This window comes from Pseudoclavibacter sp. RFBG4, assembly GCF_002931515.1.
Lineage (GTDB): Bacteria > Actinomycetota > Actinomycetes > Actinomycetales > Microbacteriaceae > Pseudoclavibacter.
Window position 1 is genome coordinate 39526 of record NZ_PSYC01000035.1, and the last position, 26521, is coordinate 66046.

Genomic DNA, 26521 nt, shown 5'->3' on the forward strand with positions numbered 1-26521 from the left:
TCGCCCTGGAAATCGCGGATCACACAAACCACGTGGCAGTGATCAGAATGATTTTGGTATCACGTGCTGAACGGAAATGGCAACACGACCACCCCGGGCCTTAAAGCGCCCCAAAAGGGCAGATCAGACCGCATAAGCGTTCGAGTCTTGAACCGAAAAACAGGGACACCCATCCTTCGTCGAGACCGCGGTCTATGCCTATGCTCGGCGCGAGGCTGTGAGTTCACTTCGATATGTGCGCCGCACGTCAACCGTCTCGTCCCCACAATGAAGAAAGTGGTACTCCCCGTGCCTTCCCCCGAGCAGCAGCAGTCCACCGTCACACGCCGATCGATCGTCCAAGGCGCTGCCTGGTCCCTCCCAGTGATCGCGACCGCTGTCGCCGCACCTGCGTACGCCGCGTCGAACTGCATCCCGGCCGCGAATGCTGGCCAGTACGCCTACACGATCTCCAGCACCGGTGCTCGCAACTTCCCTCGCGACAACGGCCTCGGCTCAGGTGAGTACTACCGCGTTCCCACCAACACCAACATCGCCATCACGACCACCTTCTCGTACACCGGCCCGCAGCCACTCCCGGTCGGATCACGAATCACCGTGAGCTACGCGGATGGCACGCGCCAGATCACCCTCGGCCAGACATCCATCAGCGGAGCCCCCGCCGGAAGCCTCACGGCACCCGCTTCGCAGACTGCGACCTCTCCCTCGATGGTCTACACGACGACGCAGCCGATTCCGGCCAACACCACGATCACGATCACGAGCTTCGCTCGATCTGCGAACTCCATCAACGGCAACGCCAACTACCCGTTCGCACGAGTCACCCTCCCCAACTCGTGCAGCGGCACATCACTCAGCTCCCGCCTCGTCGTCAACGGACGCTCGCAGAGCTCCTCCGCGACCCAGGGCTCCGGCACCCCGCTCTGGTACTACAACATCTTCAACGGCTAACCACCCTTCAACCAGCGCCGCACCAACGCGGAATGCTGGCCACGGCCCACCTCACTCAGCGGCACCGGTTGGGGAACCTCGTGCGAAGTCGTCACCCACGGCTCGCTGTCAGGGGAGAGCGTGCATCGTCGGCGACGACCAGCTGAATGAGGTGCCCCGCGGTGGCTTCCGACAACGCACTCGTTGGAAGCCACCGCCACCCCCACCCCTGGGATGCAGTGCGCGGAGGAAGCTCCGCTCCCGATTGCAACACGGCAGACGACCTCCTGCCCGCTCAATATGAAGAGGCCGTTGGCCTGCTTGCAGAACCGTGACTTCGGCGGGGTGCGCGAGGGGTGCCCCCTCGCCCGAGCTGCCCACAGCGAGGCCGGCGACTCGGGCCGGGGCTAGTCGGCCTGCTCTTCCCACGCGCTGCTGGCCTCGGCCGCGAGGTCCGGCCCCTGGCGCGGCTTGCCCTTGGGGCGGTCGACGGTGACGTTCTGGCCGCGCAGGCTCACGGTCACGTTGTCGGCGTACACCTTCTGTCGGATGGTGCCCGGCTCGTCGGCTTCCTCGATGAGGCGGCCGGTGAACTCCAGCGCGACGTTCCCGCAGCGGGAGGCGAGGTCCACGACGGCGGCGGCGAGGTTTCCGGTGACGTGCACGTCGTAGACGATGCGGGGACCTGACTGCCACTCCCCCGTCGTCCTATCTTTGAAGCGGCGCGAGCACGCGATGCTCGCGTACGTGTATTTGCCGCCCTCTTGATCGCGAAACAGGGTCGGGGTCTTGGTGAGGTTCCCGGTGCGAGTGATCTGCGTGAACATTGCGCCCTCCTCGGCGTCTGAAAAGTGGTGGTTAGTGGTCAGTGAAGCTCGTACGTGATGCCGTCGATGCGGGCGAACCCGTCACCCTCGTAGATGCCGCAGCTGTGACCGTTCGTCCCGTACTCGTACCAGTGCGCGTCGCCTTGGTCGACGCTACCGGCATCGACGGGCCGCAGCAGCTGCACGACGAGCTCCTGGAGCTCATCACGGCTCGAGCCCGTGTACGTGATGAGTGCGGCGCCCTTCTGGTGGATCTCGTAGAAGCCCGAGCTATCCTCGTTGCGGCCGATGAGGGTCATCGCGCACCTGCCACGGTCTCGGTCAGCGTGTGGTCGTCGACGTGGCCGTCTCGCACGAGCTCCAGCGCCTCGACGTACGCCCACACAGTCGTGTGCTCGACGAGCGGGATGACGTCAGCTTCCCAGTCGTCGCCGTGCTCCAGCGCGGCCCACCGGGACGCGAGCTCGACCTCCGTGTCTGCGGTGAGGGTGCCGGTCGGGGTGATGAGTTCAAGCATGATTCGAGTCCTCTCGATGTGGCAATCTGTCGGGGAAGCGAGGGCCGGTCTTCCAGAGCACCCGACCCTCGCCGTCTCTTCGGTTAGGCGGGGCGGTGGTCGCGGTCGTAGCGGCTGAACCAGCGGAAGAAGTTCATGTCGAGGCGATCTCCGAAGCGGCGGATGCCGTCTGCGAGGTCGATCGTTTCCTCGGTCGCGGCGGCGTTGATGTCGGCCAGGGAGAGCGGCACCGTCTCCCACATGCCGTAGCGGGTGAACCAGACGTCGATGCGGTCGACGTCCTGCTCGACTTCCCCGACACCTTCACCGTTGATCACGGCGGCCACGCCGCGATCCACCGCGATGAGCATTTGCGGGCCTGGCCCGTGGGTCAGCGTTGCCGGGTCGAAGACTTCGTCTTCGAGTCGTGCGGCTTCGGCCGCGCGAGCGCGGGTAAGAAGGATGTCTGCGTCGAGCTTGATCGCGACGGCTCCTGTAGGACGTTCCATGATGTGGGTCTCCATCTCTCCATCGTTTTTTTGCCTGGAAGGCACGCAGTGCCGATCAGGACGAGGAGTGGAGCAGCAACCCTTGTGGCGGAGGGGGAGAGAGTTTCGGCGCGAGATAAGGGAGCTTGCGACCGCGTGCCGAAAGTCTCGGAGGAACCGGCCCGCGCAGCGGGCTTGTGCGCAATGGAGCGTCCGTACAATCGCCGCAGGCTTCCAGGCAAAAGAACGAGCGCCGCAGGCGTGAAAAGCACTGGCCGCGGAGCGGCATCCCTCGCGACCCGAAGGGGAGCCTCTTGTGAGTTGGGGGTGCGCGAGGGGGATGCTTCCCCCTCGCGGCGGCCGCCAGGTCGCCTGGGCTCGGTCGGAGTGATCTCGCTTTTTCGGTGTGGCAATCTCTCGGGGAAGCGAGGGCCGGTTTCTCAGACCGCCCGACCCCCCGGCGTCTCTCCGGGTCAGGCGATGCCGCGGCGGCGCATGTTCGCTCGGCGCTCCTCGACGAGCGCGGGCAAGGTGTCCGCACCGATGATCCAGGGGCCGTCGTCGTTGCCGATGATGCGGCGCTCCAGGCGGCGGCGCAGGATGTCGCAGAACTGCTTCGCCTCACTCGACGCCCAGTCCTCGGCCTCGCATGCCTGGTACTCGAACCCGTCGAGCGCGGAGAGCACTTCGCGCGGCGTCCACTCGGTGGACTTCGGCCGCGAGTAGGCGTAGACGTACGCGTTGTCTTCGCCGTACTTGCCGTTCACGGCGGCGGCGTTCGCGTCGACGAGCATCTGCCCGTACACCGTTTCAGTGCCGGCAGTGAGCTCGCGCACGTTGCCCATGTGTCCCCAGCTGCGAACCCCGTTGTACGGAGTGGACTCGGCCGACGTGTTGGTGACGAGGTTCCGCTCACTCGGGACAGCGGGGGCCGCGTGAATCGCGGCCCAGATCAGGACATTGAAGTGCTCGGGGCCAAGCATGATTGCGCTCATGGGGTGCTCTCTCTCAATCTCTCTCATCGTTCTTTTGCCTGGAAGGCACGCAGTGTCGATCAGGACGAGGAATGGAGCAGCAACCCGCAGGGCAGCGGGGGAGAGAATTTCGCCCCGAAGTAAGCGAGCCTGCGAGCGCGGGTCGAAAATCTCGGTGGCGCTGGCCGCGCGCAGCGCGGCTTGTGCGCAATGGAGCGTCCGTACAATCGCCGCAGGCTTCCAGGCAAAAGAACGAGCGCGACAGGCGCGAAAAAGCACGGGCCGCCTAGCGGCATCCCTCACGACCGCAGGGAGCCTCTTGTGGACTGGGGGTGCGCGAGGGGGATGCTTCCCCCTCGCGACGTCCGCCAGGCTGCCCGGGTGCGGCGGGGGTGTTCCCTACTCCGCACCCTCGGCGGCTGCCTTCTTCGCTTTCGCTTCTTCAAGCTGCCCGGCCGTGCGGTGGACCTGCACCTCGTGCCAGGTGTCTTGTGCGTCCACCTGTACTCGGTCGCCACGGCAACCGTCTTGGCGTTACAGCGCGCGACGATCCACCAGTTGCCGCGCAGCTACACGACGTCGCCCTTGGCGACATTGCGGCGACCACAATCGGTCGCCTTCCCGCTGGCGATCCGCTCCGCCCTGACGCCTTCCCAGAACTCGATCTGGTCGCGCAGCTCCGCAACGGCCGGCGCGAGCGCTTCCGCGCGGGCGGCCTGCTTCTCGGGTCACGGTGAGCGCTTCGGATCGAATGCCCGCTCAGGTTGCGAACGAGTGTTCATCGGAACCAGCCGCAACGGTGAGCAGGACTGCTCGGCGCGTTGCGGCAATGCCGCGACCGGCACGGGCACGGTTGATCCTGCTGGGTCAGCCCTACATGCTCGGCTCGTAGACCACTCCGGCGCACGAGGCCGGGAGCGCTACCGCGTCGTCCACACCCACTGCCGCGGGAACAGTCATAGCCCACGCGTTCATCGCGTCGAGGACAGGCCGCAGACCCTGGCCCAGCGCCGTGAGTTCGTACTCAACTCGGGGAGGAATCTCCGGGTAGGAGGTTCGGGTGACGATTCCGTACGCCTCGAACCTACGCAACCTGTCGGTCAAGGTGTGAGCGCTGATCCCGGGCAACGCGTCACGCAGCTGCCCGAAACGGTGAGGACCATTCAGGAGTTCCCTGACGATCAACGTCGCCCACGGCCCCTCGAGGAGCGACAGGAAGCGGGCAATTCCGCACTCCGGCCAAGTCTGTGCCATGAACCCCATCATGTCTCCTTAGTGCACTTGAAGTAACTGATGCATCCTATGCACTAATAGTCTCATGACAATCATCATTCATGGCGCATCGGGCGCCCAGGGCGCCCCTCTCCTCTCACTCCTGCAGGCAGCAGGCCACGACACCACTTCCGCTGTGCGCGACACGACCAAAGTCGACGGGAAGGCCGTTTCCGTCGACTTCAACTCGGTGTCATCCCTCGCTGAGGCCTACCAGGGCGCGAAGGGTGTTTTCGTTCACCTGCCGCTGGGAAGCCCGGACCAGCAGGCCGCATTCGCCACGGCGATCGGCGACGCGGTGGCACAGGCCCAGCCCGAGCGTGTCGTATTCTCCACGAGCGGTTACCCGCTGACACTGCCCGACGGCACAAACACTGCGCACGGGATCCTTCACGACAAGCTGGAGAAGTCCGGAGTGCCGTACGCGGTCATCGCACCGAAAACGTTCCTCGAGAACCTGCTACTGCCGGTCAGCCTTGAACCGGCCCGCACCGAGGGAAAGCTTCGCTACCCAATCCGTGAGGACTACGCCATCTCATGGATCTCCCACCTAGATATGGCCGACATCGCCGTGAAACTCCTCACGGACAACGTCGACGTGCAGGGAGTTGTCACCGCCGGGGCTCTCCCTGCCCTTCTCGGCGACGACCTCGCGGACGGATTCTCGGCTCACCTGGACAAGGCGGTCACCTTCGAAAGCCAGACCCCGGACGACTACGGCAAGCTGATCCTCCCCATCTTTGGTCCAGCCGGCGTCGAACCTGTCATCGCGTCGTACCACGCCCGCTGGTCGATGCCCGATGAACGGATCGACGAGTCCCGTTCCGCCCAGAAGTTGCTTGGCCTCGCCCCTCGCTCCGTTGAGCAGTGGCTGCGCGACATGGGAATCTAACGCCTCCGTTCGAGCGGTGGCGCCGGCTTGACGGGTCGGCGCCACTTTGACTTGGCCCGGGACCGTGGCGTCACACGACGAAGGTCATGCCACGGTGGCGCGGACGACGAACCCGTCGGAGGACTCCATCTGATAGTTGACCTCGAACGCGGCTCGGGCAAGGTCGCGGGATATCGCTCGAGCCGAGCCGCCCGATTGCGGGCTGAGCGCCAACACCAGCGAGGCAGAATCGCCGTCCATGACGTGCCGGATCTGTTGGAGCGCTGCGGGCCGGTCCACCCAGAAGTGGGCGTTATCAATGGCCAGCACCGCGTCAAAACTTGCCGCAGCAAAAGGCATCTGGTTTGCTTCCCCGACAACCAGCTCTAGACATCCACCGCGGAGAGCGTCCTCATTCCGGGCTCGCGCGCGTCGGTGCATCAACGGCGAAGGATCAAGACCGGTGACACGCCCCCTGGGCACGAGCGGGATCAGCGCCTCCAAAGCCAGCCCAGGCCCGAACCCGATCTCCAACACGCGCGCCGCATCGTGAAGCTCCAGTGCCGCTACCGCAAGCTCGCGCAACGTAGACCCGCTGCGTTCCATAAGATCAGCACCCCGCTCTCCGTCCGCACCCCGCGGAACCACGAATGTGTCGAAGATGTTCATGCCAACCCCTAACGTCACGCCACGCGTTCACTCGACTCATTACCGCACACGCCGTGTCGGTTACTTCAAGTGCACGATCGCGCGCCGAAAATGTCCTCCTATGCACAGGTCTGGCCCATCTGTCTGAGAGGCCCCTCTAACACCCTCGCCAGGCGAGCCACAAACGCTCGTTTGCGGAGAGCACACGGATCTGGGATTTGCCCCCTCCCCGACACCACCTCAAGGTGGCCGCAAATCACCGGCCCGCAGGGGTTCGCTCCGATCCGGAGTCCGCGCCGTCGGGGAGCACGAGGCACCTCTCGCCCAAGCTGCCCGCGACGAAGCCGGCGACCGGGCAAGAGGTTAGCCTGCCTATTCTTCCCACCCGCTGCTGGCTTCGACGTCGCGTTCCGGGCCCTGTGACTATCAGCGATTCCCCTGTCGCGAAACCAGGCTCGGTGACAACACCCCCAGATCATCAACGACACGGGCAGGAATCATGCCGAGCCCGGGATGGCCAACACCCTCCAAGGATCACTCCTCAACCGGGTAGGAAGAGAGTATCGGGCACCGAGACACGCGTTCAGTCGACCCAGGCGCTCTCATGCGCGGAGGTGTGCCCGCAGTGTATCTGCGAAGGCGTCAGCTGACCCCTCGGCCAATTGTCGAACGAGGTCTTCGTGTTCACGGATGATTTCCGAACAGCGAGCTAACAGTTCGTCCCCAGAACTGGAAAGAAGGAAACGCTGTCGATCAGCCAGCCGGTCGTTGAGCTCGAGGAGTACGTCATTGCCGGCGACTTCAACGAACGAGCGGTGGAACGTGATCGTGGATTCGATGAACGCACGCACATCCCGTTCTGCCATGGCTGCGCGCTGATCCTTGAGCGACTCCTCCAGGATGGTCGCCAGCCTCGCCCGTGTAGGAGCCGGAGCTAACGCGACTCCAGCAGCCTCGAGCACCAAGCGAGCGTCAGCAAGATCCGCGATCGCACGATCGTTCAGCTCACGGACGACTGCACCACGGTTGGGGTAGATGGTGAGCCAACCCTCTTCCTGAAGTCGCGACAGGGCCGCACGAACTGGCGTCCTGCTGACGCCGATCTCCGCCGCCATGGCGACCTCACCGAGCATCGCTCCAGCCGGATAGAGACCGTCGAGGATGCCAGCCCTGATCGCCGCGTAGGCACGCTCGCCAGCGCTTTGCGCAACTTCGCTCACGACTTGCCTCTCAGTTGGTGGTCCTCAAGCGTACGGCCAGGAGAGCGGGAGGGTGTCACGCTCCATCGAGACAGAAATCATTGTATACATATGGAATACAACTATGATCGACCTGGTTGCACCAGTCGTACACCACAGCTGGACATCGCCAGAACATGGTCACCCTCCCCAGGGCGGCATCGCGATGCCCCTACACGAAAGAAGGCATGATGTCCGCAGCACTCCCCGTCACCGATGCAACATTTGAGGCCGACGTCCTGCAGAGCGAACGCCCTGTCCTGGTCGACTTTTGGGCCGAGTGGTGCCCGCCTTGCCGCGCCGTCGGGCCGATCCTCGATCAGATTGCGGACGAGCACGCGGACAAGATCACGGTCCTGAAGCTCAACGTGGACGAGAACCCTCGCATGGCCGCGAAGTACGGCATCAGGTCTATTCCGGCGATGATGGTCTTCTCCGACGGTGAGATTGTCAATTCGATCGTGGGTGCAATGCCCAAGCCAGCACTTGAAGCACAGCTCGGCGACGTGCTCGCCTAGCCTCCCCCAGACGCCTCGAGCGAATCCAGCGAGCTGGCGCTGACTTTGATCGACGCCAGCTCGCTCGCTCACTCCACTCCCGCTCGGTATTCGCGACTCGCATGAAGGTGCGCCCCCATGACAGATTCAACTTCTTCCCTCAGCCAGGTTTCGAGCCGGAATCCCCTCAGTCAGCTCAGCTTGGACCAGCTGCGGCAGCGGACGAGCATGAAGTGGAGCGCACACCCAGACGACGTAATCCCCCTCTGGGTCGCAGAGATGGATGTGCCGCTCGCACCTGCGATTGTCGAAGCCCTGGAGCGAACCCTCCGCACCGGCGACACGGGCTACCCCATGGGAACGGCCTACGCCGAATCACTTCAAGAGTTCGCGGCAGCCCGCTGGGACTGGGAAGGGTTCGACGTAGCTCATACGGCCGTCATGCCGGACGTGATGATGGGCATCGTTGAGGTCCTCAAAGCCCTCACTGTCCCAGGCGACACGGTAGTCGTCACTCCCCCGGTCTACGCGCCCTTTTTCGCGTTTGTCACACACGCGGACAGGTACATCGCTGAGGCACCCCTGACTCAGCTCGGTCGACTCGACTTCGAGACGATTGAGCATGCATTTGTTCGACTTCGCCGAAACGGTGAACGTGGCGTGTTTCTCCTCAGCAATCCACACAACCCAACCGGTGCGGTTCACACCAGAGCAGAGCTGCAGACGCTCGCCAACCTCGCTCATCAGTACGGCGTTCGGGTCATTTCCGACGAGATCCACGCCCCGCTCACCCTCCCCGGTGCCATATTCACCCCGTATCTCAGTGTTGATGGGGCGGAGGACGCGTTTGCACTTACGTCAGCGTCGAAAGCGTGGAACCTCGCTGGTCTGAAAGCGGCACTTCTCATCGCGGGCCCCAAAGCGGTGTCGGACCTCGCTCGCATACCCGAGGAGGTCTCGCACGGGCCCAGCCACGTAGGTGTGATTGCGCATACCGCAGCCTTCACGAGTGGGGGCCAATGGCTGGACGAACTCATCGTTGGGCTTGATTCGAATCGGACCCTGGTCGAGCGCCTGCTCCGGACCGAGATGCCCGGCGCTTCGATGCGCAGACCTCAGGGCACCTATCTCGCGTGGATCGATTGCAGTGCGTATGGATTCGAGGAAACCTCTGGTAGCGATGCGCTAGCCGTTGTCACTGACCTCGCTGGACCCGCGAAGTGGCTGCTCGACAGTGCTCGAGTAGCAGTCAGCTCAGGACACGTGTTCGGCACGAACGGCGCCGGCCACGTCCGGCTCAATTTCGCGACATCTCCCGAGATCCTTCGCGAAGCGTTCACGCGAATCGGCACCGCGACACGCGCGTGGACCGGCAGCTAGTCGAGCGCCATCACAACCCTGCGCAGCACCGTGCCCTGCGCGGGCGCAGGCCGAGGCTCCCTTGATGGGCTGACTATGCGGTCCGGGTCGGTGTATTGACTGGATGACGGACAGCCTCGCCCCGGAGGCATCTGCCCACTTCTCCCACGGCTGTGAGTGCCGCCTCGGCAGCGGCCTGCTCGGAGAGATAAGCGACGTGCGGAGTCAGCGTGATGCCGGGAACACCCACGAGTGGACCACCGAACGACGGTTCTGACTCGAACACGTCGAGGCCGGCCCCTGAGAGTCGACCTTCCAGCACCGCGTCAGCCAACGCGCGCTCGTCGATGAGGCCCCCTCGGGCGACGTTGATCAGCGCGGCCCCGGGCTTCATCGCTCGAATCCTCCTCTCGGAGAAAATGCCTCTTGTACTGGGTGAGACCGGGATATGCAGGGACACGATGTCGGAGAGGGTCGTGACCTCTTCGAGTGACGCAGGTTCCGCCCCAGCCTCCAGAATTGAGGCTGCATGATGCGGCCTGGCATAGACGCGGACACGCATCTCGAAGGGTGCCACCAGCTCGATCAAGCGCTTGGCCGTTCGACCGAATCCGACGAGCCCCAACGACAGAGCCCTCATGCGCTGGCTACCGCGCGGCCTACCTTGAGGAAGCCACTGGCCAGCTTGCATGGTCCGGTCGTACTGCGCAATACCGCGAACCTGGTCGAGAATGAGTGCGAGCGCGTGGGTTGCCACCTCGTCAAAGTTCGCGTCCGGCGCGTTCGTGACTTGCACTCCTCTCCGCGTTGCCGCTTCCACATTGATGGAGTCGACACCCACGCCCGGGCGGGCCACGATCTTGAGGTGTTGCAATCCGGCAAGAACCTCTTCATTCACCGCTTCGGTCATGATGATGAGAGCATCCGCGTTGCGCGCATGGGCGATCAGCTCGGCGGGCGAGGCACCAGGGAGCTCGGAGATTCGGTAGTCGATCCCGTCGAGCTCTTCGAGCGACTCAGGAGTGAGCTCGATGAGTCCTGGATCGGTCTTCACGATGTGAAACATGAGGCTGCTCCACCTAGACCGCGAACGCACGGCGGACATCGCCGAGCCCGAACCCGGGATTCAGCGACTGCAAGTCTTTCGTGAGTGCCTCGCCCTCATTCTTCAGCCATTCAACGACGCGTTCACGACGCGGTTCAGCCAAGCGGGTCACTGTCCCGAGCACGCTGAGGGCTGCGACAGGCTCGCCCCCCGCTCCGAACACCGGGACTCCGAGCCCGACAACCTCGGGCATGTCTGCTGAGAAGAATTCGGTGAACCCCTGCGTCCGAGAGGCCTCCATGAGGCGCTGCAGCTCGGAGGCTTCCGGAACCTTTGGGCCGAAAGCCCGTTGATGCAGCTGCGCTGCAAGGGACGCGCTGAGCGCCTCGTCTTCCATCCACGACAGGAGTGCCAAGCTCCCGGCGCAGGATCCGAGTGGTCGCTTATCCCCGACGAGCGTGTCGACAACACGCACAGGGTGGGATCCCTGGACGAGGTCCGCGCACACTGCCCACCCGCCGATGAGGACCGACAGATAGACAGTGTCCCCGGCAAGCTGCTCGAGTCGCTCCAAATGAGGCCTCGCCAGCTCTAGCACCCCATGCCGAGCAGAGGCCGCAGCTCCGATCCCGACCAAGGCGACGCCAAGGTGATAAACACCCGACTGCGAATCGAACTCCACCCAACCAGCGGCCATGAGCGTGGCAAGGATGCGATGGGCTGTCGCTTTCGAGAGATCAGTTGCGCCGACGATCTCGGCCAGCTTGCACCCTTTTCCTTGAGCGTTCGCGAGAGCCTGGATCAGCACCATCGCACGGTCGACACTGCGGACGGTGGTTGAACCGGAATCGTCACCATACTGGGAACTTGTTTCACTCACGGACTCGACGGTAGCAGAAGTCGGGCTGAACTGGCCCAGGGAGTTTTCTTTTTGAGACACTGATCCACCTGGTGAGACAGAGACCTTGACAGCGACAAATCCTCGTGGTGTTCTTTTTCTGTCATCTACCGCGCAGGCAACGACGCCGCACGGATCACTCCCCCACAGCTGTTTCTGAGAGGCCAAGGATGTCTTCTACACAACTTCCCATCGATACGCGGGCCACCCTGCGTATCGTCACGTTCCGTCTCCTGCCGATCCTCATGGTCCTGTACTTCATGAGCTACGTGGATCGAGTCAACGTCAGCTTCGCGGCCATCGAAATGAACGCCGATCTCGGCATGAGCACGGCCGCGTACGGGCTGGGCGCGGGCCTGTTCTTCATCGGCTACTTCATCTTCGAAGTACCGAGCAATATCCTGCTCGACAAGTTCGGCGCTCGAGTCTGGATCACCCGCATCGTGATCTCATGGGGCACGATCGCGGGCCTCATGGCATTCGTCAACGGCGAGACGATGTTCTACGTCCTCCGCTTCCTGCTCGGCATCGCTGAGGCCGGCTTCTTCCCCGGAATCGTCTACTTCCTGGGCATCTGGTTCCCCCGCCAACAGCGCGCGAGGATCCTCTCCTACGTCTACATGGCTGCACCGATCTCGTTCCTCATGGGTGGACCTCTCTCCGCGTTCCTCATGGAGATCGGCAACAGCCATGAGTCGTTCACAGGCTGGCGCTTCATGTTCGCGACCGAGGGCATCATCACCGTTGTTCTTGGCATTGTCGGATTCTTCTTCCTCGTCGACCGCCCCTCGAAAGCGAAGTGGCTGAGCGCCGCGGAAGCACAGGATCTCGAGGAGAAGATCAGCGGGGAAGACAAAGAAATTGCCGCCGTCCACGGAGCTGGAACGTTGAAGAAAGCATTCACCCCACGCGTGTTCGCGCTTGCCTTCGTGTACTTCGGTATCGCATGGGGCATCTACGGCATCGGCTTCCTGCTCCCGCTGGCCATCAGCGATTTCCAGACGCAGTTCGGACTCGAGCTCTCCCTCCTTCAAGTCGGCCTGATCTCCGCGATCCCCTATGCCTTTGCAGCCGTTGCGATGTTTCTCTGGAGCAAGCACTCCGACCGCACCAACGAGCGCTTCAAGCACGTCGCCATAGCCGCCGCCGCCGGCGGAATCGCGCTCACGCTCGCCTTCACGTTCGACTCGCCCTACGCGATCATGGCCGCAGTAACCGTGACAGCCATCGGCATGTTCAGCACCATCCCAGTGTTCTGGCAGATCCCCTCGCTGTTCCTGACCGGCGCAGCCGCAGCAGCAGGTATTGGCATCATCAACTCGATCGGCAACCTCGCGGGCTTCTTCGCGCCGTACATCATCGGCGGACTCAAGGACGCCACCGGTTCCTACCAAGCCGGCATGCTGCTCGCCGGGCTCTTCATCGTGTCGGCGTCGGTCGCAGTGCTCTTGATTCGCACGCGACTGCGCCGAGCTGGCGAGGCGACCCGCGAAGTCAGAGTCATTCCTCAAGAAATCAACAACTAGTCACCGCAACGACGCTCTGACCTCCAACCAAAAGGAGAAGCAATTGACTTCCACCATCGCATCCATCGAGCTGCTGGCCTGTGACGCCGGCTGGCGCAACTATCACTTCGTGAAGCTCACAACCTCCGACGGCGTCATTGGATGGTCCGAGTACGACGAGGACTACGGCCCTCGCGGCCTCACCCAGGCACTCGAGCTCTACACGCCACTCTTCTTGGGGGCCGACATCATGGAGACCGAACGCGCCTACCAAGCACTCGCGACCACGATGCGACCAGCCCCACATGGCATCACCGGCGAAGTCCTCGGCGCGATCGAGAACGCGATGCTCGACGCCAAGGCTCGCACGATCGGAGTTCCCGTCTACGAGCTCCTCGGCGGCAAGATTCGCGACAGCATCAACATCTACTGGTCACACTGCGCAAGCTGGCGCATCAGCCACCCTCAGCACTACGGTAACGCGGTCACTGATCTTGGGGGCGTCCGGGCCGCGGGCGAGGAAGCTCGAGAGCGAGGCTTCCACGCGGTCAAGACGAACTTGTTTGAGTACGGCGAGTCCGGCCCTAAATCCTGGGCGACAGGGTTCGCGAACCCTTTCAACCCCGGTCTCAACATCACGACCAAACTCCTCAACGATGTCACCGCCCACGTGGGTGCACTTCGCGACGGAGTCGGTGACGAGGTCGAGCTCTTCATTGACTTCAACTTCAACGCGAAGCCAGAGGGAGTGCTCAAGCTCCTCAGTGCGCTCGACGGATTCAACATCTCCTGGGCCGAATTCGACATCTACAACCCAGACGCACTTGCCTTCATCCGCGCGCAATCGGGGGTCGCCGTTGCGTCCTGTGAGACGTCGTTCGGCGTGCGTCAGTTCTTGCCGTACCTGCGGGCACAGGCAATCGATGTCGGCATCATTGACGTCGTCTGGAACGGCGTCGCCCAAGGAATGAAGATCGCACACACCGCAGAAGCATTCGACGTCAACATCGCGCCACACAACTTCTACAGCCACCTAGCCACCACGATGAGCGCCCAGTTCGCGATGGCTGTTCCGAATCTCCGCATCATGGAGCACGACGTCGATCGTCTCAGCTATGACGATGACCTCTTTACTGACCGTCCGCGGATCGTGGGCGACGAGCTCACCGTGCCGAGCGGTCCTGGCTGGGGCATGACCCCCATCGAGGACGAGATCCGGCGCCGCCCTCCCGTGCACCGAGAAGGCTATTTCGGCAACAAGCCTCTCAAGCGCTGACCATTTCCTCCACCGACCACCAACCACAACACAGAAATAAGGACACACATGTCAAACACGCAGAAGCCTGGGATTAACGCCGTCGCACTCAAGGAGACGATCGCTGCAGTCACTGACAACCGCGCGCTGGGCCAGCTCACCATCTCAGTGAGCAGCGTCTCGACTGGCGGTACGACGGGCAAGACATCCACAGGCACCACTGTCCAGGCAGGAGAGACTGACAACTCCCGCGCGGGCAAGTTCACGGTGCACAGCGACGAACCTGTTGCTCTGCTCGGCACGGACGCGGCATTGAGTCCAGCCGAGTACATCTCACACGCGCTTGCCGGGTGCTACATCGTCAGCCTCGGCGCGATCGCAGCACAGCGTGGAATCGAACTCGAGAAGATCGACCTGGACCTGGACCTGGACCTGGACCTGGCCGGGTTCCTTGGCGTCGACGACAGTGTCCGTAATGGAATCCAGGAGATCCGAGTCGGTGTCAAGATCGATGCGCCAGGAGTCTCGGACGCAACGCTCGCTGAGCTCGTCGAAGTCCTTGAGCAGACGTCCGTTATCCGCGAAACGCTGATCAACCCTGTCAAGGTCGTGACCACGCTCGCGTAATGCGTCAATCGAGCCGGGAGACGCCTGCAGCGCCTCTCGGCTCGTGAACGTTGGGTAAGGCCAATTTGAGATTGGAATATGGTTCCATTTATTCAGCCTTGGACCCAGCGTGCCACAGAGACCCGCCTGTTTCCCGCTCGCCATCTCCGTCTTAGAAGCTCCGAGAACTAACCGTCCAGATGACATCCGTCGGAGGGGACTTATGTCCAGGCGCGAGAGAAGTCGGAATTCGGTAGGACGCACCATTAGGTTCAACTCAAATTTCCGCCGACCGGTGACTTGATTCCCCGTTGTTCTCTTCCTATCCGATTGAGGAGTGATCCTTGTAGGATGTTGGCCATCCCTGGCTCAGCGTGATTCCTGCCCCTGTCGTTGATGATCTGTGGGTGTTGTCACCCAGCCTGGTCTGGCGGCTTGTGATCGCTGATAGGGACATGGCCCGACGTGATGCCAAGTGTCGCTCGTAACGTGGACGTCGAGACTCGCCGCCACTTGGTTCTGCCAACACTGCAACCGAGTTCAGAAAAGGAAGGGCTGGTGGAAAGCAGCATCGTCGATGCACGACAGCGTCGTCGCACGAAGCCACCCTCGACTTCGCAGCGTTGGCCGCGGAACCCGCGCAGGCAGAGCTGACGTCGACCTTGAACAACAGCCTCCCCTCAGTCGGATACGCCGACCTCGACTTGACTGGCACTCCGAAATGCCCGCCAGCGAGATCGTGAATTCGGGCAATTTCGTCACCGATCCAGCTGGCCGAGCCATAGCCGTGTAGGACGCCCTGTCGGTCGGCGTACTGGGCCTTCTGACCGACCAGAAAACCGTTGACCAGGTCCTCGCCGAAATGGATGCCGCCTGGAAGGCATGACCCTCGATGAACTGAGGGAAGCCTCACGCAAGGAACGTGCCCAGTCGAACGCGCCCGCTGGTAACAGCGGGCGCGTTCTGCCATCGATGCCCCGGCACGCACCTCGCGAATTAACGCTACTTCTTGTAGATTAAATGAAGATCTCGTCTACAGAAGGAACTCCCCATGCGCACGACACCACTTCGAGCCTCAGCGGCCCTCGGCTCGGTCGCGGTCCTGGTGGCCCTCGCGGGCTGCTCGACCAGCCCAGCTACCGCAGAGGCCACCGACGGCACCACTCTGATTGGCGGGTCAACCGAATACCCTCTGACAGTCGACAACTGCGGGTTCGAGCAGACCTTCGAAACAGCCCCATCTCGGGTTGTGCTCCTCAATGGGGCATCCGTCGCAGAGGTGGAGTCGCTCCTGCTCCTCGGACTCGGAGACACCGTCCTCGCGAACACGCAGAACTACGGGATGTCCGACCAGCCGGAACTCGTCGAACAGATCGATGCACTCCCAACAGGCGATCTGGAAATGGCCGGCAGCTTCGAAATCCCAGCAGAGCAACTACTGGCCCTCAAACCTGACCTCGTGATCGCCACCACCTCCGGCGGGTTCGACCCCGATTCAGGCCAATCCTCGCGAGACGAGCTTGCCGCCGCAGGCATCAAGACAATCGTCAATCCCGCCAACTGCGCGATGGGCAAGGAAGACGCCACAGCAGCAGAGCAGGATGCGTTCGACAACGCCACCGTCGAATCCTCCTTCGGGCTCCTCAACCTCATCGGCAACGTCTTTGATCGCCAGGACGAAGCCGACTCGCTGGTCACTGACCTTCGCGCTCAGATCGACGCGGTCTCAGCGGCGGTCGAAGGCCGCGAGAAGCCGAACGGCCTGATCGTGTTCCCTGGCATGTCGATGATGACCCCGAATGGGATGCCGGCCGTCTTCCTCGGCGGCATCTTCGACGACGTCCTGACCCGAGCCGGAGTCGGCGGAGCGCTTGACGGGGGGGGTCTGGACTTCACCTCGTCCATCGACGCAGAGCAACTGGCAGCCGCCGACGTCGACATCCTTGTCGTCGGCGGGTTCATGAGAGACGAAGACCTCGACGCTGAAGCTGCGGCCCTCTTTGCCGAGTATCCCCAGTGGGACGCCGCGAAGAACAATAAGTACGTCACCGTGTCCGACGGCGTCTATGTCGGCCCAACGAACGCGGCGGCCGTGACCAAGATCGCGCAGGCCGCCCATCCTGACGCCTTCTAGCACGATGAGACCTGCGGGGAGTCCTGCCACCCGAGCTCCCCGCAGGTCACTTCTCGTGTGGATGCTCTACTTGTCGGTGGCCGCTGCCATCACGGCTGTGCTCGCCGTCTCGATCGGCAGCGTGCAGGTAAGCCCGACAGCGGTATTGTCAGTGGTCAGCGCGAATCTCAGCGGTGATTTCACTGGTGTCGATCCCCTGCATCAGAAGATCGTGTGGGAGCTCCGAGCCCCGCGCGTCCTCCTCGCCGGTGTCGTCGGTGCAGGGCTGTCTCTCGCGGGAGCCGCACTCCAGGGGCTCCTGCGCAACCCTCTCGCAGACCCTTACATCATTGGCGTCTCGTCCGGAGCATCCTTCGGGGCAGTGCTCGTGATGACGTTCGGATCGTCAGTGCTCCTCGGGCTCACGACCTCGGCCGCGGCTTTCCTCGGTGCCGTCGGGCTCCTGGCGCTCGTCTACGCCTTCGCGCAACGCTCGGGCTCGTTCTCCGACATGCGGCTTGTCCTCTCCGGCGTTGCCCTGGGGTACGTCGCCATGGCGGGAACGAGCTTCGCGCAACTCCAAGCCGAACCCGGCGAGATCCGGGGCATCCTGTTCTGGATGATGGGCAGCGTCGCGGGCGCACGCTGGGACACGCTGCTCGTGCCAGTTCTCGTCATCGTTGGAACGGGAGTCTGGCTCCTCAGCCACGCTCGAGGCTTGAACGCGCTCGCTCTCGGCGACGACGACGCCGTGGCCGTCGGCCTCAATCTTCGCCGCTTCCGACTGAATCTTCTCGTGACGTCCGCCCTTCTCACCGCCGTCGCGGTGAGCGTGGCTGGCGGGGTGGGCTTCGTTGGACTCATCATCCCTCATGCGATGCGGCTGCTCATCGGCGCAGACCACCGCCGACTGCTCCCCATCACGGCTGTCGCCGGGGCGCTCTTCTTGATCAGCGTCGATCTCGTGGCTCGAACGATCGGAAGCCCCAACGAGTACCCTCTGACCATCTTCACCGCACTCGTGGGAGGGCCGTTCTTCCTCTGGCTGATGAGAACCACGGGAGGACGCGCGTGAGAGTCATTCTCGACCACGTCTCCATCAGCCTCGGCGGGCGCCCGTTCATCGACGACCTGAGCCTCGAGGTCGCGGATGGGTCATTTGTTGCCATAGTGGGCCCGAACGGTTCAGGAAAATCGACGCTGCTTCGAGCGATGTATCGTGCGCTGGTGCCCGACTCAGGCCGGATCCTGATCGGTGATACCGACGTATCCACCATCAAACCTCGGGACGCGGCCAGACTTCGCGCGGTCGTGACCCAGCATCAGACCAGCAACGACAGCCTTCTGGTGCGTGACGTCATCGCGACAGGCCGGCACGCACATCAGAGCTGGTTCACCCCGGAGTCGTCAGCAGACCGATCCATCCTCTACGACGCTCTGGCGAAGTGCGGGGCTGAACACCTCTTCGATCGCCGCTACGCGACGCTCTCCGGAGGCGAGCGTCAACGGGTGCTCTTGGCCCGGGCAATCTCCCAAGAAGCCGCCGTCTTGCTCCTGGACGAACCGACGAACCACTTGGATGTGACTGCGCAGCACGACCTGCTGGGACTGCTCGAATCCGTCCCCATCACCCGCGTCGTCGTCCTGCACGACCTGAACCTCGCGGTCGCTCACGCCGATCACGTCATCGTGGTCAGCAGCGGGCGGATTCACGCCTCGGGACCCCCCGCGGAGGTTCTCAGCAGCACGTTGACGGAGGAGGTCTTCGACTGCCGCTCCCAGGTGATCGTGAACCCACTGACCGGAAGACCACTCATCGTGACCGCTCCGCTTTTGTAGCAGGGCTGAAACACATGCGACGCCCGTCGAGTCCGAGACAAGCGCAGCAATGCAGTGTGGGAAATCGGATATCTCTACATCAGGTAGATTTAATTCGATTCCCAATCGAAGGAGCCCCATGCGACCTCACGCCCGCCGCTTTGCCCCCAGCATCGGAGCCGCCACGGCTCTCTTGCTCCTGACGACCGGATGCTCCACAAGCAGCTCCCCCTCACCCTCCGAGACCTCGGGCGCGTCGGAAACGAGCGGCTACCCGGTGACGCTGGAGAACTGTGGGCGTGAGATCACCGTCGGGGCCGAGCCCGAGCGGATCGTGAGTTTGTGGCAGTCGACCACCGAAGCTCTGCTTGCCCTCGGGTTAGGCGACCGGATCGTTGCAGTGCAGGAGGCCTACGCCCCGTACCCCGACTCGGTGGCGGCGGAAGCCGAGGGGCTGACGTCGGTCGGCAGCCAGATGGGGTTCCCGTCGAAGGAGGTGCTGCTGAGCCAGCAGCCCGACTTCGTGACGGGACAGGTCCTCGAAGGCTTCGCGTTTGACGCCTCCCAGGGGTATGCCTCCGTCGAGCAGCTCGAGCAGGCCGGGGCGACGGTCTACGGTGCGAATCTCTGCACCATGACAGACAACCAGAGCATCGAAACGTGGAACATCGATACCGTCTCGAAGACACTTCGCGACTACGGGACCATTTTCAATGTGTCCGCGAAGGCTGACGAGGTCATCGCCGGCCTCGAGGCCGATAGGGAGAAGGTCGTTTCCGCCGTCGAGGGCGCGCCGACCGTAAAGACGGCCTACTTCAACGGCGGAACGGGTCCCGTCATTGTCCTCGCCGGCGGAATTTACGATGACCTGATCACCACGGCGGGTGGTGAGAACGTCTTCCCCTCGGACGCCACTTTCGTGAGCAAAGAGGAGTTCGCCGCTGCGGATGCTGACGTAATCCTGGTGGGAACGTTCCCCGGCCAGGACTTCGCAACGCAGAAGGCGTTCCTCGAGGAGAACTTCCCCGACCACCCCGCCGTCAAGAACGGTCGCATCAGTGAAGTGCCGACACAAGAGACCGACTCTTCGATCTCGGTCATGGTGGGACTGACGAAAATCGCGAACGCACTTCACCCTGACCTGGGCCTCCCGGTTCCCACCTCATGACCCGCGCGACCGTCCCGGCGCGGCCCCGCATCCAAGTGTCGCGGCGCCCCCAGGCGGCAGTCAGTCTTCTGCTCATCGCGTGCGCTGCAGCGATAGTCCTCTCGGTCGCCGTCGGGAGCGTAGGAATCTCACCGGGCCGGGTCCTGGAAGTTATCTGTGGACGACTACTGCCCTGGGGCGCTGGCCCTGTCGATGGGCTCGATGACCAGATCGTCTGGGAGTTCCGCCTGCCGCGTGCGCTACTCGGTTTCGTCGTGGGCGCCGCCCTTGCCGTGTCGGGGGCCGTGCTGCAGGCAGTTGTGCGGAACCCCTTGGCAGACCCTTATGTGTTCGGGGTCTCTTCCGGCGCATCCGTGGCCGCCGTTGCAGCCATCACCCTCACGACGGGCGTGTTCGCGACGGTCTCGACGCCGGTCGCGGCTTTCGGCGGGGCGCTCATCACGACGATCCTGGTCTTCGTGCTCGCGCAGCAGAGCGGGCGGGTGACTCCCAACAGGCTGGTCCTCGCCGGGGTGGCGATGTCCTATCTGCTCAGCTCGATCACGAGCTACCTCGTGCTGCGATCCAGCGGAACCAACCAGGGCGTGGGGCAGGTCCTGTCCTGGCTGGCCGGCAGTCTCGCGGCGGCGACCTGGAGCGACCTGGGGGTACCGACTCTTGTCCTGGTTGTGGTGACGACGCTGCTCATCCTCCTCGCCCCTATCCTCAACGCGTTCCTGACCGGGGACGAGACTGCCGCGAGCCTGGGCGTCGACGTCGGCCGCGTGCGATTGGGGCTCTTTGTTCTCACCTCACTGCTCGTTGGAGTCGTCGTCGCCGTCAGCGGATCTATCGGGTTCGTCGGACTTGTCGTGCCACACGCGGTGCGAATGGTGATCGGTTCCGATCACCGCTGGGTACTTCCCGCTTCCGCCCTGGCCGGAGGACTGCTGCTGGTGGTGGTGGATATCGGCGCGAGACTGCTCCTCGCGCCGACGGAGGTACCGGTCGGGCTGCTCACCGCCGTCGTCGGAGCACCGTTCTTCCTCTGGCTGCTGCGACGATCCGGCCGGAGAACGACATGAAAGCTACGAACGAGGTGAGCGCCTCGCTTCGCATCGAGGGCGTCAGCATCGATATCGCGGGCCAGCGAATCATCGAGCATGTATCGCTCAGCGCTCATGAAAACGTCGTCGGACTCGTGGGCCCAAACGGCAGCGGCAAGTCGACCCTCCTCCGCACGGTCTACCGGATGCTGCGCCCCGCCGATGGGAAGGTGCTCACCGCCGACCGCGACGTGTGGACCATGCCGGCTCGAGACGCCGCCCGCGTCACTGCAGCAGTCGTGCAAGACAGCCCCGCCGACCTCGAACTCACTGTCGCAGACTGTGTCGCGACCGGAAGGCTCCCCCACGGCAGACTCCTCGGCTCGGACCGAGCTGAGGATCGCCGCGCAGTGGAACACGCCATGTCGACCGCAGGAGTCGCGCACTTCGCCAGCCGAGACGTCAGCTCCCTCTCCGGCGGCGAACGCCAGCGCGTGCAGCTTGCCCGCGCCCTCGCGCAGCAACCGCAGATCCTGGTGCTCGACGAACCGACCAACCACCTCGACATCCGCTACCAACTCGAGCTCCTCGCGCTCATCCGCGACCTCAAGATCACCACCCTCGTCACCCTGCACGAGCTGAACCTCGCCGCGTCCTACTGCGACGAGATCGTCATGCTCGATCGGGGGCGAGTCGTCGCGTCGGGCTTCCCCGACGAGGTCTTCACCCCGCAGCTGTTGCATCAGGTGTTCGGCGTCCGCGCAGACACCCTCACGAATCCGCTCACGGGTCGCCTGCACCTCGTCTACGCGGACAGGTAAGCGCCCAGTCCTGACCGTCGCGACCACCACACATCCGCACCGCCCAACAGACAGAGGATTCACCGCACATGAACGACACACCAGACCCCGCCGCAGCCATGCCCGGCCACCCGGCCGGGCAGAACCCGACAGGCAGCACTCTGTTTACCGTGACCGGTGACGACCCCGCCAAGCAAGCGGCCGTCGACCGCTGCATTGCCGCCCACGACGACCTCGCCGCTCTTCCCGGGTTGCGTTTCGCGACCGATAAGACGGTCCTCATCGTCCTGCACCCGGGGTTCGAACTTCTCGACGTCGTTGGTCCCTTCCACTTCCTTGCGGGCACAGGAGCGACCGTAGAACTCGTCTCCACCGGCCCCACCGGTGAGCCAGTGCCCAGCGGCAGCGGCGTGGCACTCATGCCAACGGCCACCTTCGAGGACGTGAGCGTTGCACCCGAGGTGCTGCTCGTCCCCGGCGGCGACACGGGAATCCTGCTTCGCGACAAGCGGGCGATCGCGGAACTCAAGCGCCTGGGCGATGAAGCCACCTATGTCACGAGCGTGTGCTCCGGTTCGATCGCACTCGCTGCCGCAGGCCTGCTGGACGGCTACCGCGCGACCTCGCACTGGGGCGTCCGGCATCTACTCGCGGGCTACGGCGCCATCGAGGTCAACGAACGCATCGTCGAGGACGGCAACCGGCTGACCGGCGCCGGGGTCACCGCGGGAATGGATCTCGCCATCAAGCTTGTCTCGTACCTCTGTGGTGAGGAGCTGGCACGCTTCGCCGTGCTCGGCGCTGAGTACGTCCCTGAGCCGCCCTACGACACCGGCACTCCCGAGAAGGCCGGCAGCGCACTCACGGAGCTTTCCCGCGACTTCCTTGCGCCTCTCGAGCTGGAACTGCGCGCTCCCGCGAGCTGAGCCATAGCGATCTCGCTTAACGTGGCCGTGACGTGCTCGCCTCCCAAGGGAAATAACCCATCCGTAGATTCTGGCGGGCGGTGCATCAGAGAACTCGGGAGGCAGCATCCATGGAGCTACGACAACTTCGGTACTTCCTTGCGGTCGCGGAGACACTGCACTTCGGTCGCGCGGCTGAGTTGGAGCACATCGCACAATCCGTCGTCAGCGTCCAGATCTCGCGACTGGAGCAAGAACTCGGTGTCACGCTCTTCCACAGAACGAGTCGGCATGTCGAGATCACGCCTGCCGGAGCCGCCTTCCGCACGCACGCGCAACGAGTGCTCTCCGAGCTGGGCGAGGGGATCGCAGCTGCTCGTGGCTGCCTTGTCGAGAACCAGCACCTGCGGATCGGTGCGTTCACGGACGATCCCTTGACGCATCGTTTCCTCTCCACGTTTCAGAGGCGCCATCCCAAGGCCAGACTCAGCTATACCGAGCTCTCGATCTCCACCCAGATCTCCGGGGTCGTCGACGGGCACGTCGACGTATCACTCGTTTGGTTGCCGTCGGCGGACCGTCGTGTCCGCGTGGATCCGCTCTACATGGAGATGCCTGTCGCAGCGGTTCCCGCGTCTCATCCGCTCGCGCGCAAGCGGAGACTCGGCATCGACGACCTGCTCGACGAGCCGTTTGCGCTCGCAGCGGAGGGCACACCCTCTGAGTGGCGTGCTCATTGGTCGCTTGACTCGCGTCGGGGAGGCCCTCCGAAGGGTGACGTCGAAGTCACCTCGGCACGGGAATCGATAGCGGCCGTCGCCTACAGCGGTGCGGTCGACACGATGTCCGCCAACTCGGCAGGATTCTGGTCGCACCCCGGCGTCCGTTTCTTGCCGATCGAGGACGCTGAGCCGACGAGTCTTGCACTGGTTACCGCCTCACACTCTTCGAGGCCCCTCGTGGAGTCCTTCCGCGACATCGTGATGGAGATCGTGAGAGACGAGATCGCTGCGGCACCTGGCGCTGTCTCCCTGGTGAGCTGAGCTCGCAGTCATCGTTCGCGCATCAGGATCGATCGATCGCAGATTGCCCGTTGATGCAGGCAATCGGCCAGAAGCACGATGTGAACAGCATCCAGTGCATCTCGATCAATCGAATCCCCAGGAGTCCGACATGCTCACGCTCGAAACCGCAACTCGTCGCTTCACCGAGAAGTTCTCGAAATCCGCTCAGCTCACGGCCGATGGGCGGGGTGTGATTCCGGGCGGTTACAGCCGAACCTCGTTTAACTTCGGGCCACATGCGGTCTTCGTCAGCGGAGGAGAGGGGGCCTTCATCGACACGATCGATGGCCACCGCCTCATGGACCTGAACAACAATTTCACCGTCAATATCCTTGGCCACGGGAATGCTGCGATCAACGATGCTCTCATCGCCGCACTCCCGTCTGGCGCCTCTTTTGGGAACCCCGTCGCCGAGGAAGCCGAGTTGGCGAAGCTCCTCATCAGCCGTGTCGATTCGATCGATATGGTGCAGTTCTCGTGTTCCGCGTCGGAGTCGATCATGAGCGCGGTCCGGGTCGCTCGGGCGTTCACCGGTCGCACGAAGATCGCAAAGTTCGAGGGCGGGTACCACGGCTTCACCGATCCCGTGAACATCTCCGGACACCCGCACCCCGCTGAAGAATACGGTTCGGATAGTGACCCACTGCCGGTCGCTGACAGCGCCGGTATCCCGGCCGTCGTCATCGAGCAGGTCATCGTGCTGACGCAGAACGACCTGGCCGGCACGGAACGTATCCTGCGTGCAAACGCGCACGAGCTGGCCTGCGTGCTCGTTGAGCTCGAGAGCGGAGCCGGTGGACACGTCGTACTGCGCCGCGACTTCGTTCAGATGCTGCGACGAGTAACGGATGAACTGGGCATCGTCCTGATTCTCGACGAGACGATGAACCTTCGCGGCTCGATCAACGGGATGCAGAGCCTCTACGGAGTCCGGGGCGACCTTACGGTGATGGGCAAGATCATCGGCGGTGGGCTGCCGTTGGGTGCAGTCGGAGGACGGGCCGACATCATGGAGGTCCTCGCTGACGGTCGCGTGCCGATCTCTGGCACGCATCACGGCCAGCGTCTCGCCCTGATCGCCGGGCTCGCCTGCATGAAGGCGCTCGACGAGCGGGCCTACGATCGACTCAATGCCATGGCCGCGCGCATCCTGTCCGAGATCGCGGAGTGGACGACGGCCCGAGGCAGCGGATTCACGATCTTCGGGGGCGGGTACTCTTCCCTGGCCTACGCCTACTGCACTGAGCCAGGCTTGACCGTCGATACGCATCGCGACTACTGGCGAAACGTCGATGGCGAAAAGACGCAGACTTTCTCTCTCGAGCTCGCGAACCGTGGGTTCTTCCCTGTGGCACGAGGTGAGCTGTCCCTCTCGCTTGCCATGACCGACGATGACATCACCTCGTTCATCGATGCCGTCAAGGGCATCGTCAGCGACATGGAAGCGTAACTGCGCTCGCGCTTTCGTCGGCTCTGGGCGTCAGCGGCTGAGGAGACGGCCCATGTGTGCGTCCAGGTGCGCGCCGACCTCGTCCAGGGTGCCACTTCGCAGCGCACGGACCTGCAGTCCATCCCAGAGAGCGACAAGCCGGACCGCTTCACGCCACAGCTGTCCCGATTCGTGGGCAGAGGAAGCTCGCAGGTACTCCTGCAGGCGACTCGTGAAGTAGGCGATCGTGCGCCGGTAGCGTTCGGCGAGGAAGGGGTGCGCGGGATGCGTCGGTGACGCCGCTTCGCTGGTCAGGACCGCATAGAGCTCGATGAGTCCGGGTTCTTCACGCGCGTCGCGACGAGCCTCGCTGCCGAGGCCGGCGAGCTCGCCCGCCGCGTTCCCGCGTTGGACCTCCTCGCCGCGGCCCGCGAGGAGCTCGTCGCGGCGGCGGAGGACCGCGGTGAGCAGCCGCTCCTTCGAGCCGAAGTGGTGGAGCAGTGTGGATGCGGATACGCCGACACTCGCTGCGAGGTCCCGGACGCTCACCCCGTGGTAGCCGTTGCGCGTGAACTGTTCCGTTGCGTCGATGAGGATCTGCTGTCGCATGTGCCGCCCCTTCACGTAACCCTCGGTGTCGGTGCCTGCGACCTGCGGGATCGAGGAGAGCTTGTCGTACCCGGACACCCACCGCGGGGCAGGCACATCGCCGGGCTTGGGCTCGCGCAGGAACTGTGCGAGAGGCGCGAGCTCTGGAAGGTACTGCGCGACCATCTGCAATCCGGACCACATCGCGAGATCGTGCACCGACCGCTCGACCTCGCCGGACTCGGCTGGCGCGAATCTCTCGACCGTCTGGAGTCGACGCGCGACAAGGAGAGCGCCAGCGGGTTCGATTCCGGGACCCGTGACGCCGAGGAGCACCGACATCGCGTCGAAGCCGTCGACCTCGCTCAGAAGCCCGGCTGCGTCCGCCAACCCGTCACCAGGGCGCCCGTCTTCCGTCAGGGCGCGGTCCGCAGCCACGTCGATATCCGTGGCCATCGCACGCAGGAGGTCGCCTTTCGTCGGAAAGTGCTTGAGCAGACCGGGATGTGACATCCCGGCAGCGGCGGACACGTCGCGGAGCGAAGTCCCGCCGATCCCCCGTGCCGGGAAGAGCGTGCGAGCGGCAGCCACGATCGTGGCACGGGTCCGAAGTGAGCTGGCAGACCTTGTCGTCGAGATACTCACCGCTTCATCGTCCCACGTCGCCAGTTACCGATAGTTCTATTTTGAGTTACCACTCGT

The 26521-nt window shown here is 63.6% G+C and carries 27 protein-coding genes; 16 read left to right on the top strand and 11 right to left on the bottom strand.

Going from position 1 to position 26521, the window contains the following annotated elements; genetic code table 11:
- Positions 1-267 precede the first annotated feature (267 nt).
- Positions 268-951 (top strand): hypothetical protein, encoded by a 684-nt coding sequence (locus tag C5E10_RS13425; RefSeq protein WP_146080281.1) that lies wholly within the window; start codon positions 268-270, stop codon positions 949-951.
- Between the two features lie 386 nt (positions 952-1337).
- Here the strand turns inward: C5E10_RS13425 and C5E10_RS13430 are convergent, their stop codons facing one another.
- The 6 genes from C5E10_RS13430 to C5E10_RS13455 form a co-directional block, all read right to left on the bottom strand.
- Entirely contained in the window at positions 1338-1757 is a 420-nt protein-coding gene (locus tag C5E10_RS13430; RefSeq protein ID WP_104332066.1) for a single-stranded DNA-binding protein, read from the bottom strand.
- A gap of 38 nt (positions 1758-1795) precedes the next feature.
- The gene (locus tag C5E10_RS13435) at positions 1796-2056 is read right to left on the bottom strand and encodes a hypothetical protein (protein WP_104332067.1); all 261 of its coding nucleotides are present in this window, start codon (positions 2054-2056) and stop codon (positions 1796-1798) included.
- Positions 2053-2274, bottom strand: coding sequence for a hypothetical protein (locus C5E10_RS13440; protein ID WP_104332068.1), 222 nt, complete (start codon positions 2272-2274; stop codon positions 2053-2055). Before C5E10_RS13440 ends, C5E10_RS13435 begins: the two co-directional genes overlap by 4 nt.
- An 83-nt stretch (positions 2275-2357) precedes the next feature.
- Positions 2358-2777: a hypothetical protein gene (locus tag C5E10_RS13445; RefSeq protein ID WP_104332069.1), complete on the bottom strand. Its 420-nt coding sequence runs from the start codon at positions 2775-2777 to the stop codon at positions 2358-2360.
- 437 nt (positions 2778-3214) lie between these two features.
- The gene (locus C5E10_RS13450; RefSeq protein ID WP_104332070.1) at positions 3215-3736 is read right to left on the bottom strand and encodes a hypothetical protein; all 522 of its coding nucleotides are present in this window, start codon (positions 3734-3736) and stop codon (positions 3215-3217) included.
- A gap of 852 nt (positions 3737-4588) precedes the next feature.
- Positions 4589-4981 (bottom strand): helix-turn-helix domain-containing protein, encoded by a 393-nt coding sequence (locus C5E10_RS13455; protein ID WP_219820368.1) that lies wholly within the window; start codon positions 4979-4981, stop codon positions 4589-4591.
- Between the two features lie 52 nt (positions 4982-5033).
- On the opposite strand from C5E10_RS13455, the gene C5E10_RS13460 reads away from it, so the two are divergent.
- Complete coding sequence (locus tag C5E10_RS13460; RefSeq protein ID WP_104332071.1) at positions 5034-5879, top strand: NmrA family NAD(P)-binding protein; 846 nt, start codon at positions 5034-5036, stop codon at positions 5877-5879.
- Between the two features lie 84 nt (positions 5880-5963).
- Here C5E10_RS13460 and C5E10_RS13465 read toward each other — a convergent pair whose 3' ends face one another.
- Positions 5964-6527 carry a class I SAM-dependent methyltransferase gene (locus C5E10_RS13465; protein ID WP_104332072.1) on the bottom strand — a complete coding sequence of 188 codons (564 nt, stop codon included), beginning with the start codon at positions 6525-6527 and terminating at the stop codon, positions 5964-5966.
- Positions 6528-7108: 581 nt separating this feature from the next.
- Complete coding sequence (locus C5E10_RS13470; protein ID WP_219820369.1) at positions 7109-7726, bottom strand: GntR family transcriptional regulator; 618 nt, start codon at positions 7724-7726, stop codon at positions 7109-7111.
- Positions 7727-7935: 209 nt separating this feature from the next.
- Here C5E10_RS13470 and trxA point away from each other — a divergent pair, with 209 nt between their 5' ends.
- Complete coding sequence (gene trxA, locus C5E10_RS13475; RefSeq protein ID WP_104332134.1) at positions 7936-8262, top strand: thioredoxin; 327 nt, start codon at positions 7936-7938, stop codon at positions 8260-8262.
- Positions 8263-8379: 117 nt separating this feature from the next.
- Entirely contained in the window at positions 8380-9621 is a 1242-nt protein-coding gene (locus C5E10_RS13480; RefSeq protein WP_104332073.1) for a MalY/PatB family protein, read from the top strand.
- Between the two features lie 73 nt (positions 9622-9694).
- Here the strand turns inward: C5E10_RS13480 and C5E10_RS13485 are convergent, their stop codons facing one another.
- Positions 9695-10666 carry a C-terminal binding protein gene (locus C5E10_RS13485; protein ID WP_181062771.1) on the bottom strand — a complete coding sequence of 324 codons (972 nt, stop codon included), beginning with the start codon at positions 10664-10666 and terminating at the stop codon, positions 9695-9697.
- Positions 10667-10679: 13 nt separating this feature from the next.
- Entirely contained in the window at positions 10680-11525 is an 846-nt protein-coding gene (locus C5E10_RS13490) for an IclR family transcriptional regulator (RefSeq protein ID WP_146080282.1), read from the bottom strand.
- A 104-nt stretch (positions 11526-11629) separates the two neighbouring features.
- On the opposite strand from C5E10_RS13490, the gene C5E10_RS13495 reads away from it, so the two are divergent.
- The 12 genes from C5E10_RS13495 to C5E10_RS13550 all read left to right on the top strand — a co-directional run bounded on the left by C5E10_RS13495 (position 11630) and on the right by C5E10_RS13550 (position 25252).
- Positions 11630-13069: an MFS transporter gene (locus tag C5E10_RS13495; protein WP_219820370.1), complete on the top strand. Its 1440-nt coding sequence runs from the start codon at positions 11630-11632 to the stop codon at positions 13067-13069.
- 43 nt (positions 13070-13112) lie between these two features.
- A complete protein-coding gene (locus tag C5E10_RS13500; RefSeq protein ID WP_104332077.1) occupies positions 13113-14324 on the top strand; it encodes a mandelate racemase/muconate lactonizing enzyme family protein in 1212 nt (403 codons plus the stop codon).
- Between the two features lie 48 nt (positions 14325-14372).
- Entirely contained in the window at positions 14373-14930 is a 558-nt protein-coding gene (locus tag C5E10_RS13505; RefSeq protein WP_104332078.1) for an OsmC family protein, read from the top strand.
- 1030 nt (positions 14931-15960) lie between these two features.
- Entirely contained in the window at positions 15961-17043 is a 1083-nt protein-coding gene (locus tag C5E10_RS13510) for an ABC transporter substrate-binding protein (protein ID WP_104332079.1), read from the top strand.
- Between the two features lie 61 nt (positions 17044-17104).
- Positions 17105-18097, top strand: a complete 993-nt coding sequence (locus tag C5E10_RS13515) for an iron ABC transporter permease (protein ID WP_258071136.1) — start codon at positions 17105-17107, stop codon at positions 18095-18097.
- Positions 18094-18861 (top strand): ABC transporter ATP-binding protein, encoded by a 768-nt coding sequence (locus C5E10_RS13520; RefSeq protein ID WP_181062772.1) that lies wholly within the window; start codon positions 18094-18096, stop codon positions 18859-18861. The genes C5E10_RS13515 and C5E10_RS13520 overlap by 4 nt, the downstream gene beginning before the upstream one ends.
- A 256-nt stretch (positions 18862-19117) precedes the next feature.
- Positions 19118-20008 carry an ABC transporter substrate-binding protein gene (locus C5E10_RS13525; protein ID WP_181062773.1) on the top strand — a complete coding sequence of 297 codons (891 nt, stop codon included), beginning with the start codon at positions 19118-19120 and terminating at the stop codon, positions 20006-20008.
- Positions 20005-21072 carry an iron ABC transporter permease gene (locus tag C5E10_RS13530; protein WP_104332082.1) on the top strand — a complete coding sequence of 356 codons (1068 nt, stop codon included), beginning with the start codon at positions 20005-20007 and terminating at the stop codon, positions 21070-21072. Before C5E10_RS13525 ends, C5E10_RS13530 begins: the two co-directional genes overlap by 4 nt.
- Complete coding sequence (locus C5E10_RS13535; protein ID WP_104332083.1) at positions 21069-21854, top strand: ABC transporter ATP-binding protein; 786 nt, start codon at positions 21069-21071, stop codon at positions 21852-21854. The genes C5E10_RS13530 and C5E10_RS13535 overlap by 4 nt, the downstream gene beginning before the upstream one ends.
- A 68-nt stretch (positions 21855-21922) precedes the next feature.
- On the top strand, positions 21923-22759 hold the full coding sequence (locus tag C5E10_RS13540; RefSeq protein ID WP_104332084.1) for a DJ-1/PfpI family protein: 837 nt from the start codon (positions 21923-21925) through the stop codon (positions 22757-22759).
- Between the two features lie 110 nt (positions 22760-22869).
- Positions 22870-23781 carry a LysR family transcriptional regulator gene (locus tag C5E10_RS13545; protein ID WP_104332085.1) on the top strand — a complete coding sequence of 304 codons (912 nt, stop codon included), beginning with the start codon at positions 22870-22872 and terminating at the stop codon, positions 23779-23781.
- 130 nt (positions 23782-23911) lie between these two features.
- Positions 23912-25252 (top strand): aspartate aminotransferase family protein, encoded by a 1341-nt coding sequence (locus tag C5E10_RS13550; protein WP_104332086.1) that lies wholly within the window; start codon positions 23912-23914, stop codon positions 25250-25252.
- Between the two features lie 30 nt (positions 25253-25282).
- Here the strand turns inward: C5E10_RS13550 and C5E10_RS13555 are convergent, their stop codons facing one another.
- Entirely contained in the window at positions 25283-26464 is a 1182-nt protein-coding gene (locus C5E10_RS13555) for a TetR/AcrR family transcriptional regulator (protein ID WP_104332087.1), read from the bottom strand.
- Positions 26465-26521 lie beyond the last annotated feature (57 nt).

Excerpts from the sequence above, each read along its gene's own strand:
- C5E10_RS13530 (WP_104332082.1), top strand. The coding sequence starts at position 20,005 with ATGACCCGCGCGACCGTCCCGGCGCGGCCCCGCATCCAAGTGTCGCGG.
- C5E10_RS13465 (WP_104332072.1), bottom strand. The coding sequence starts at position 6,527 with ATGAACATCTTCGACACATTCGTGGTTCCGCGGGGTGCGGACGGAGAG.
- C5E10_RS13545 (WP_104332085.1), top strand. The coding sequence starts at position 22,870 with ATGGAGCTACGACAACTTCGGTACTTCCTTGCGGTCGCGGAGACACTG.
- C5E10_RS13480 (WP_104332073.1), top strand. The coding sequence starts at position 8,380 with ATGACAGATTCAACTTCTTCCCTCAGCCAGGTTTCGAGCCGGAATCCC.
- C5E10_RS13460 (WP_104332071.1), top strand. The coding sequence starts at position 5,034 with ATGACAATCATCATTCATGGCGCATCGGGCGCCCAGGGCGCCCCTCTC.
- C5E10_RS13445 (WP_104332069.1), bottom strand. The coding sequence starts at position 2,777 with ATGGAGACCCACATCATGGAACGTCCTACAGGAGCCGTCGCGATCAAG.
- C5E10_RS13450 (WP_104332070.1), bottom strand. The coding sequence starts at position 3,736 with ATGAGCGCAATCATGCTTGGCCCCGAGCACTTCAATGTCCTGATCTGG.
- C5E10_RS13425 (WP_146080281.1), top strand. The coding sequence starts at position 268 with ATGAAGAAAGTGGTACTCCCCGTGCCTTCCCCCGAGCAGCAGCAGTCC.
- C5E10_RS13485 (WP_181062771.1), bottom strand. The coding sequence starts at position 10,666 with ATGTTTCACATCGTGAAGACCGATCCAGGACTCATCGAGCTCACTCCT.
- C5E10_RS13550 (WP_104332086.1), top strand. The coding sequence starts at position 23,912 with ATGCTCACGCTCGAAACCGCAACTCGTCGCTTCACCGAGAAGTTCTCG.
- C5E10_RS13455 (WP_219820368.1), bottom strand. The coding sequence starts at position 4,981 with ATGATGGGGTTCATGGCACAGACTTGGCCGGAGTGCGGAATTGCCCGC.
- trxA (WP_104332134.1), top strand. The coding sequence starts at position 7,936 with ATGTCCGCAGCACTCCCCGTCACCGATGCAACATTTGAGGCCGACGTC.
- C5E10_RS13440 (WP_104332068.1), bottom strand. The coding sequence starts at position 2,274 with ATGCTTGAACTCATCACCCCGACCGGCACCCTCACCGCAGACACGGAG.
- C5E10_RS13535 (WP_104332083.1), top strand. The coding sequence starts at position 21,069 with ATGAAAGCTACGAACGAGGTGAGCGCCTCGCTTCGCATCGAGGGCGTC.
- C5E10_RS13515 (WP_258071136.1), top strand. The coding sequence starts at position 17,105 with ATGCTCTACTTGTCGGTGGCCGCTGCCATCACGGCTGTGCTCGCCGTC.
- C5E10_RS13435 (WP_104332067.1), bottom strand. The coding sequence starts at position 2,056 with ATGACCCTCATCGGCCGCAACGAGGATAGCTCGGGCTTCTACGAGATC.
- C5E10_RS13430 (WP_104332066.1), bottom strand. The coding sequence starts at position 1,757 with ATGTTCACGCAGATCACTCGCACCGGGAACCTCACCAAGACCCCGACC.
- C5E10_RS13510 (WP_104332079.1), top strand. The coding sequence starts at position 15,961 with ATGCGCACGACACCACTTCGAGCCTCAGCGGCCCTCGGCTCGGTCGCG.
- C5E10_RS13540 (WP_104332084.1), top strand. The coding sequence starts at position 21,923 with ATGAACGACACACCAGACCCCGCCGCAGCCATGCCCGGCCACCCGGCC.
- C5E10_RS13505 (WP_104332078.1), top strand. The coding sequence starts at position 14,373 with ATGTCAAACACGCAGAAGCCTGGGATTAACGCCGTCGCACTCAAGGAG.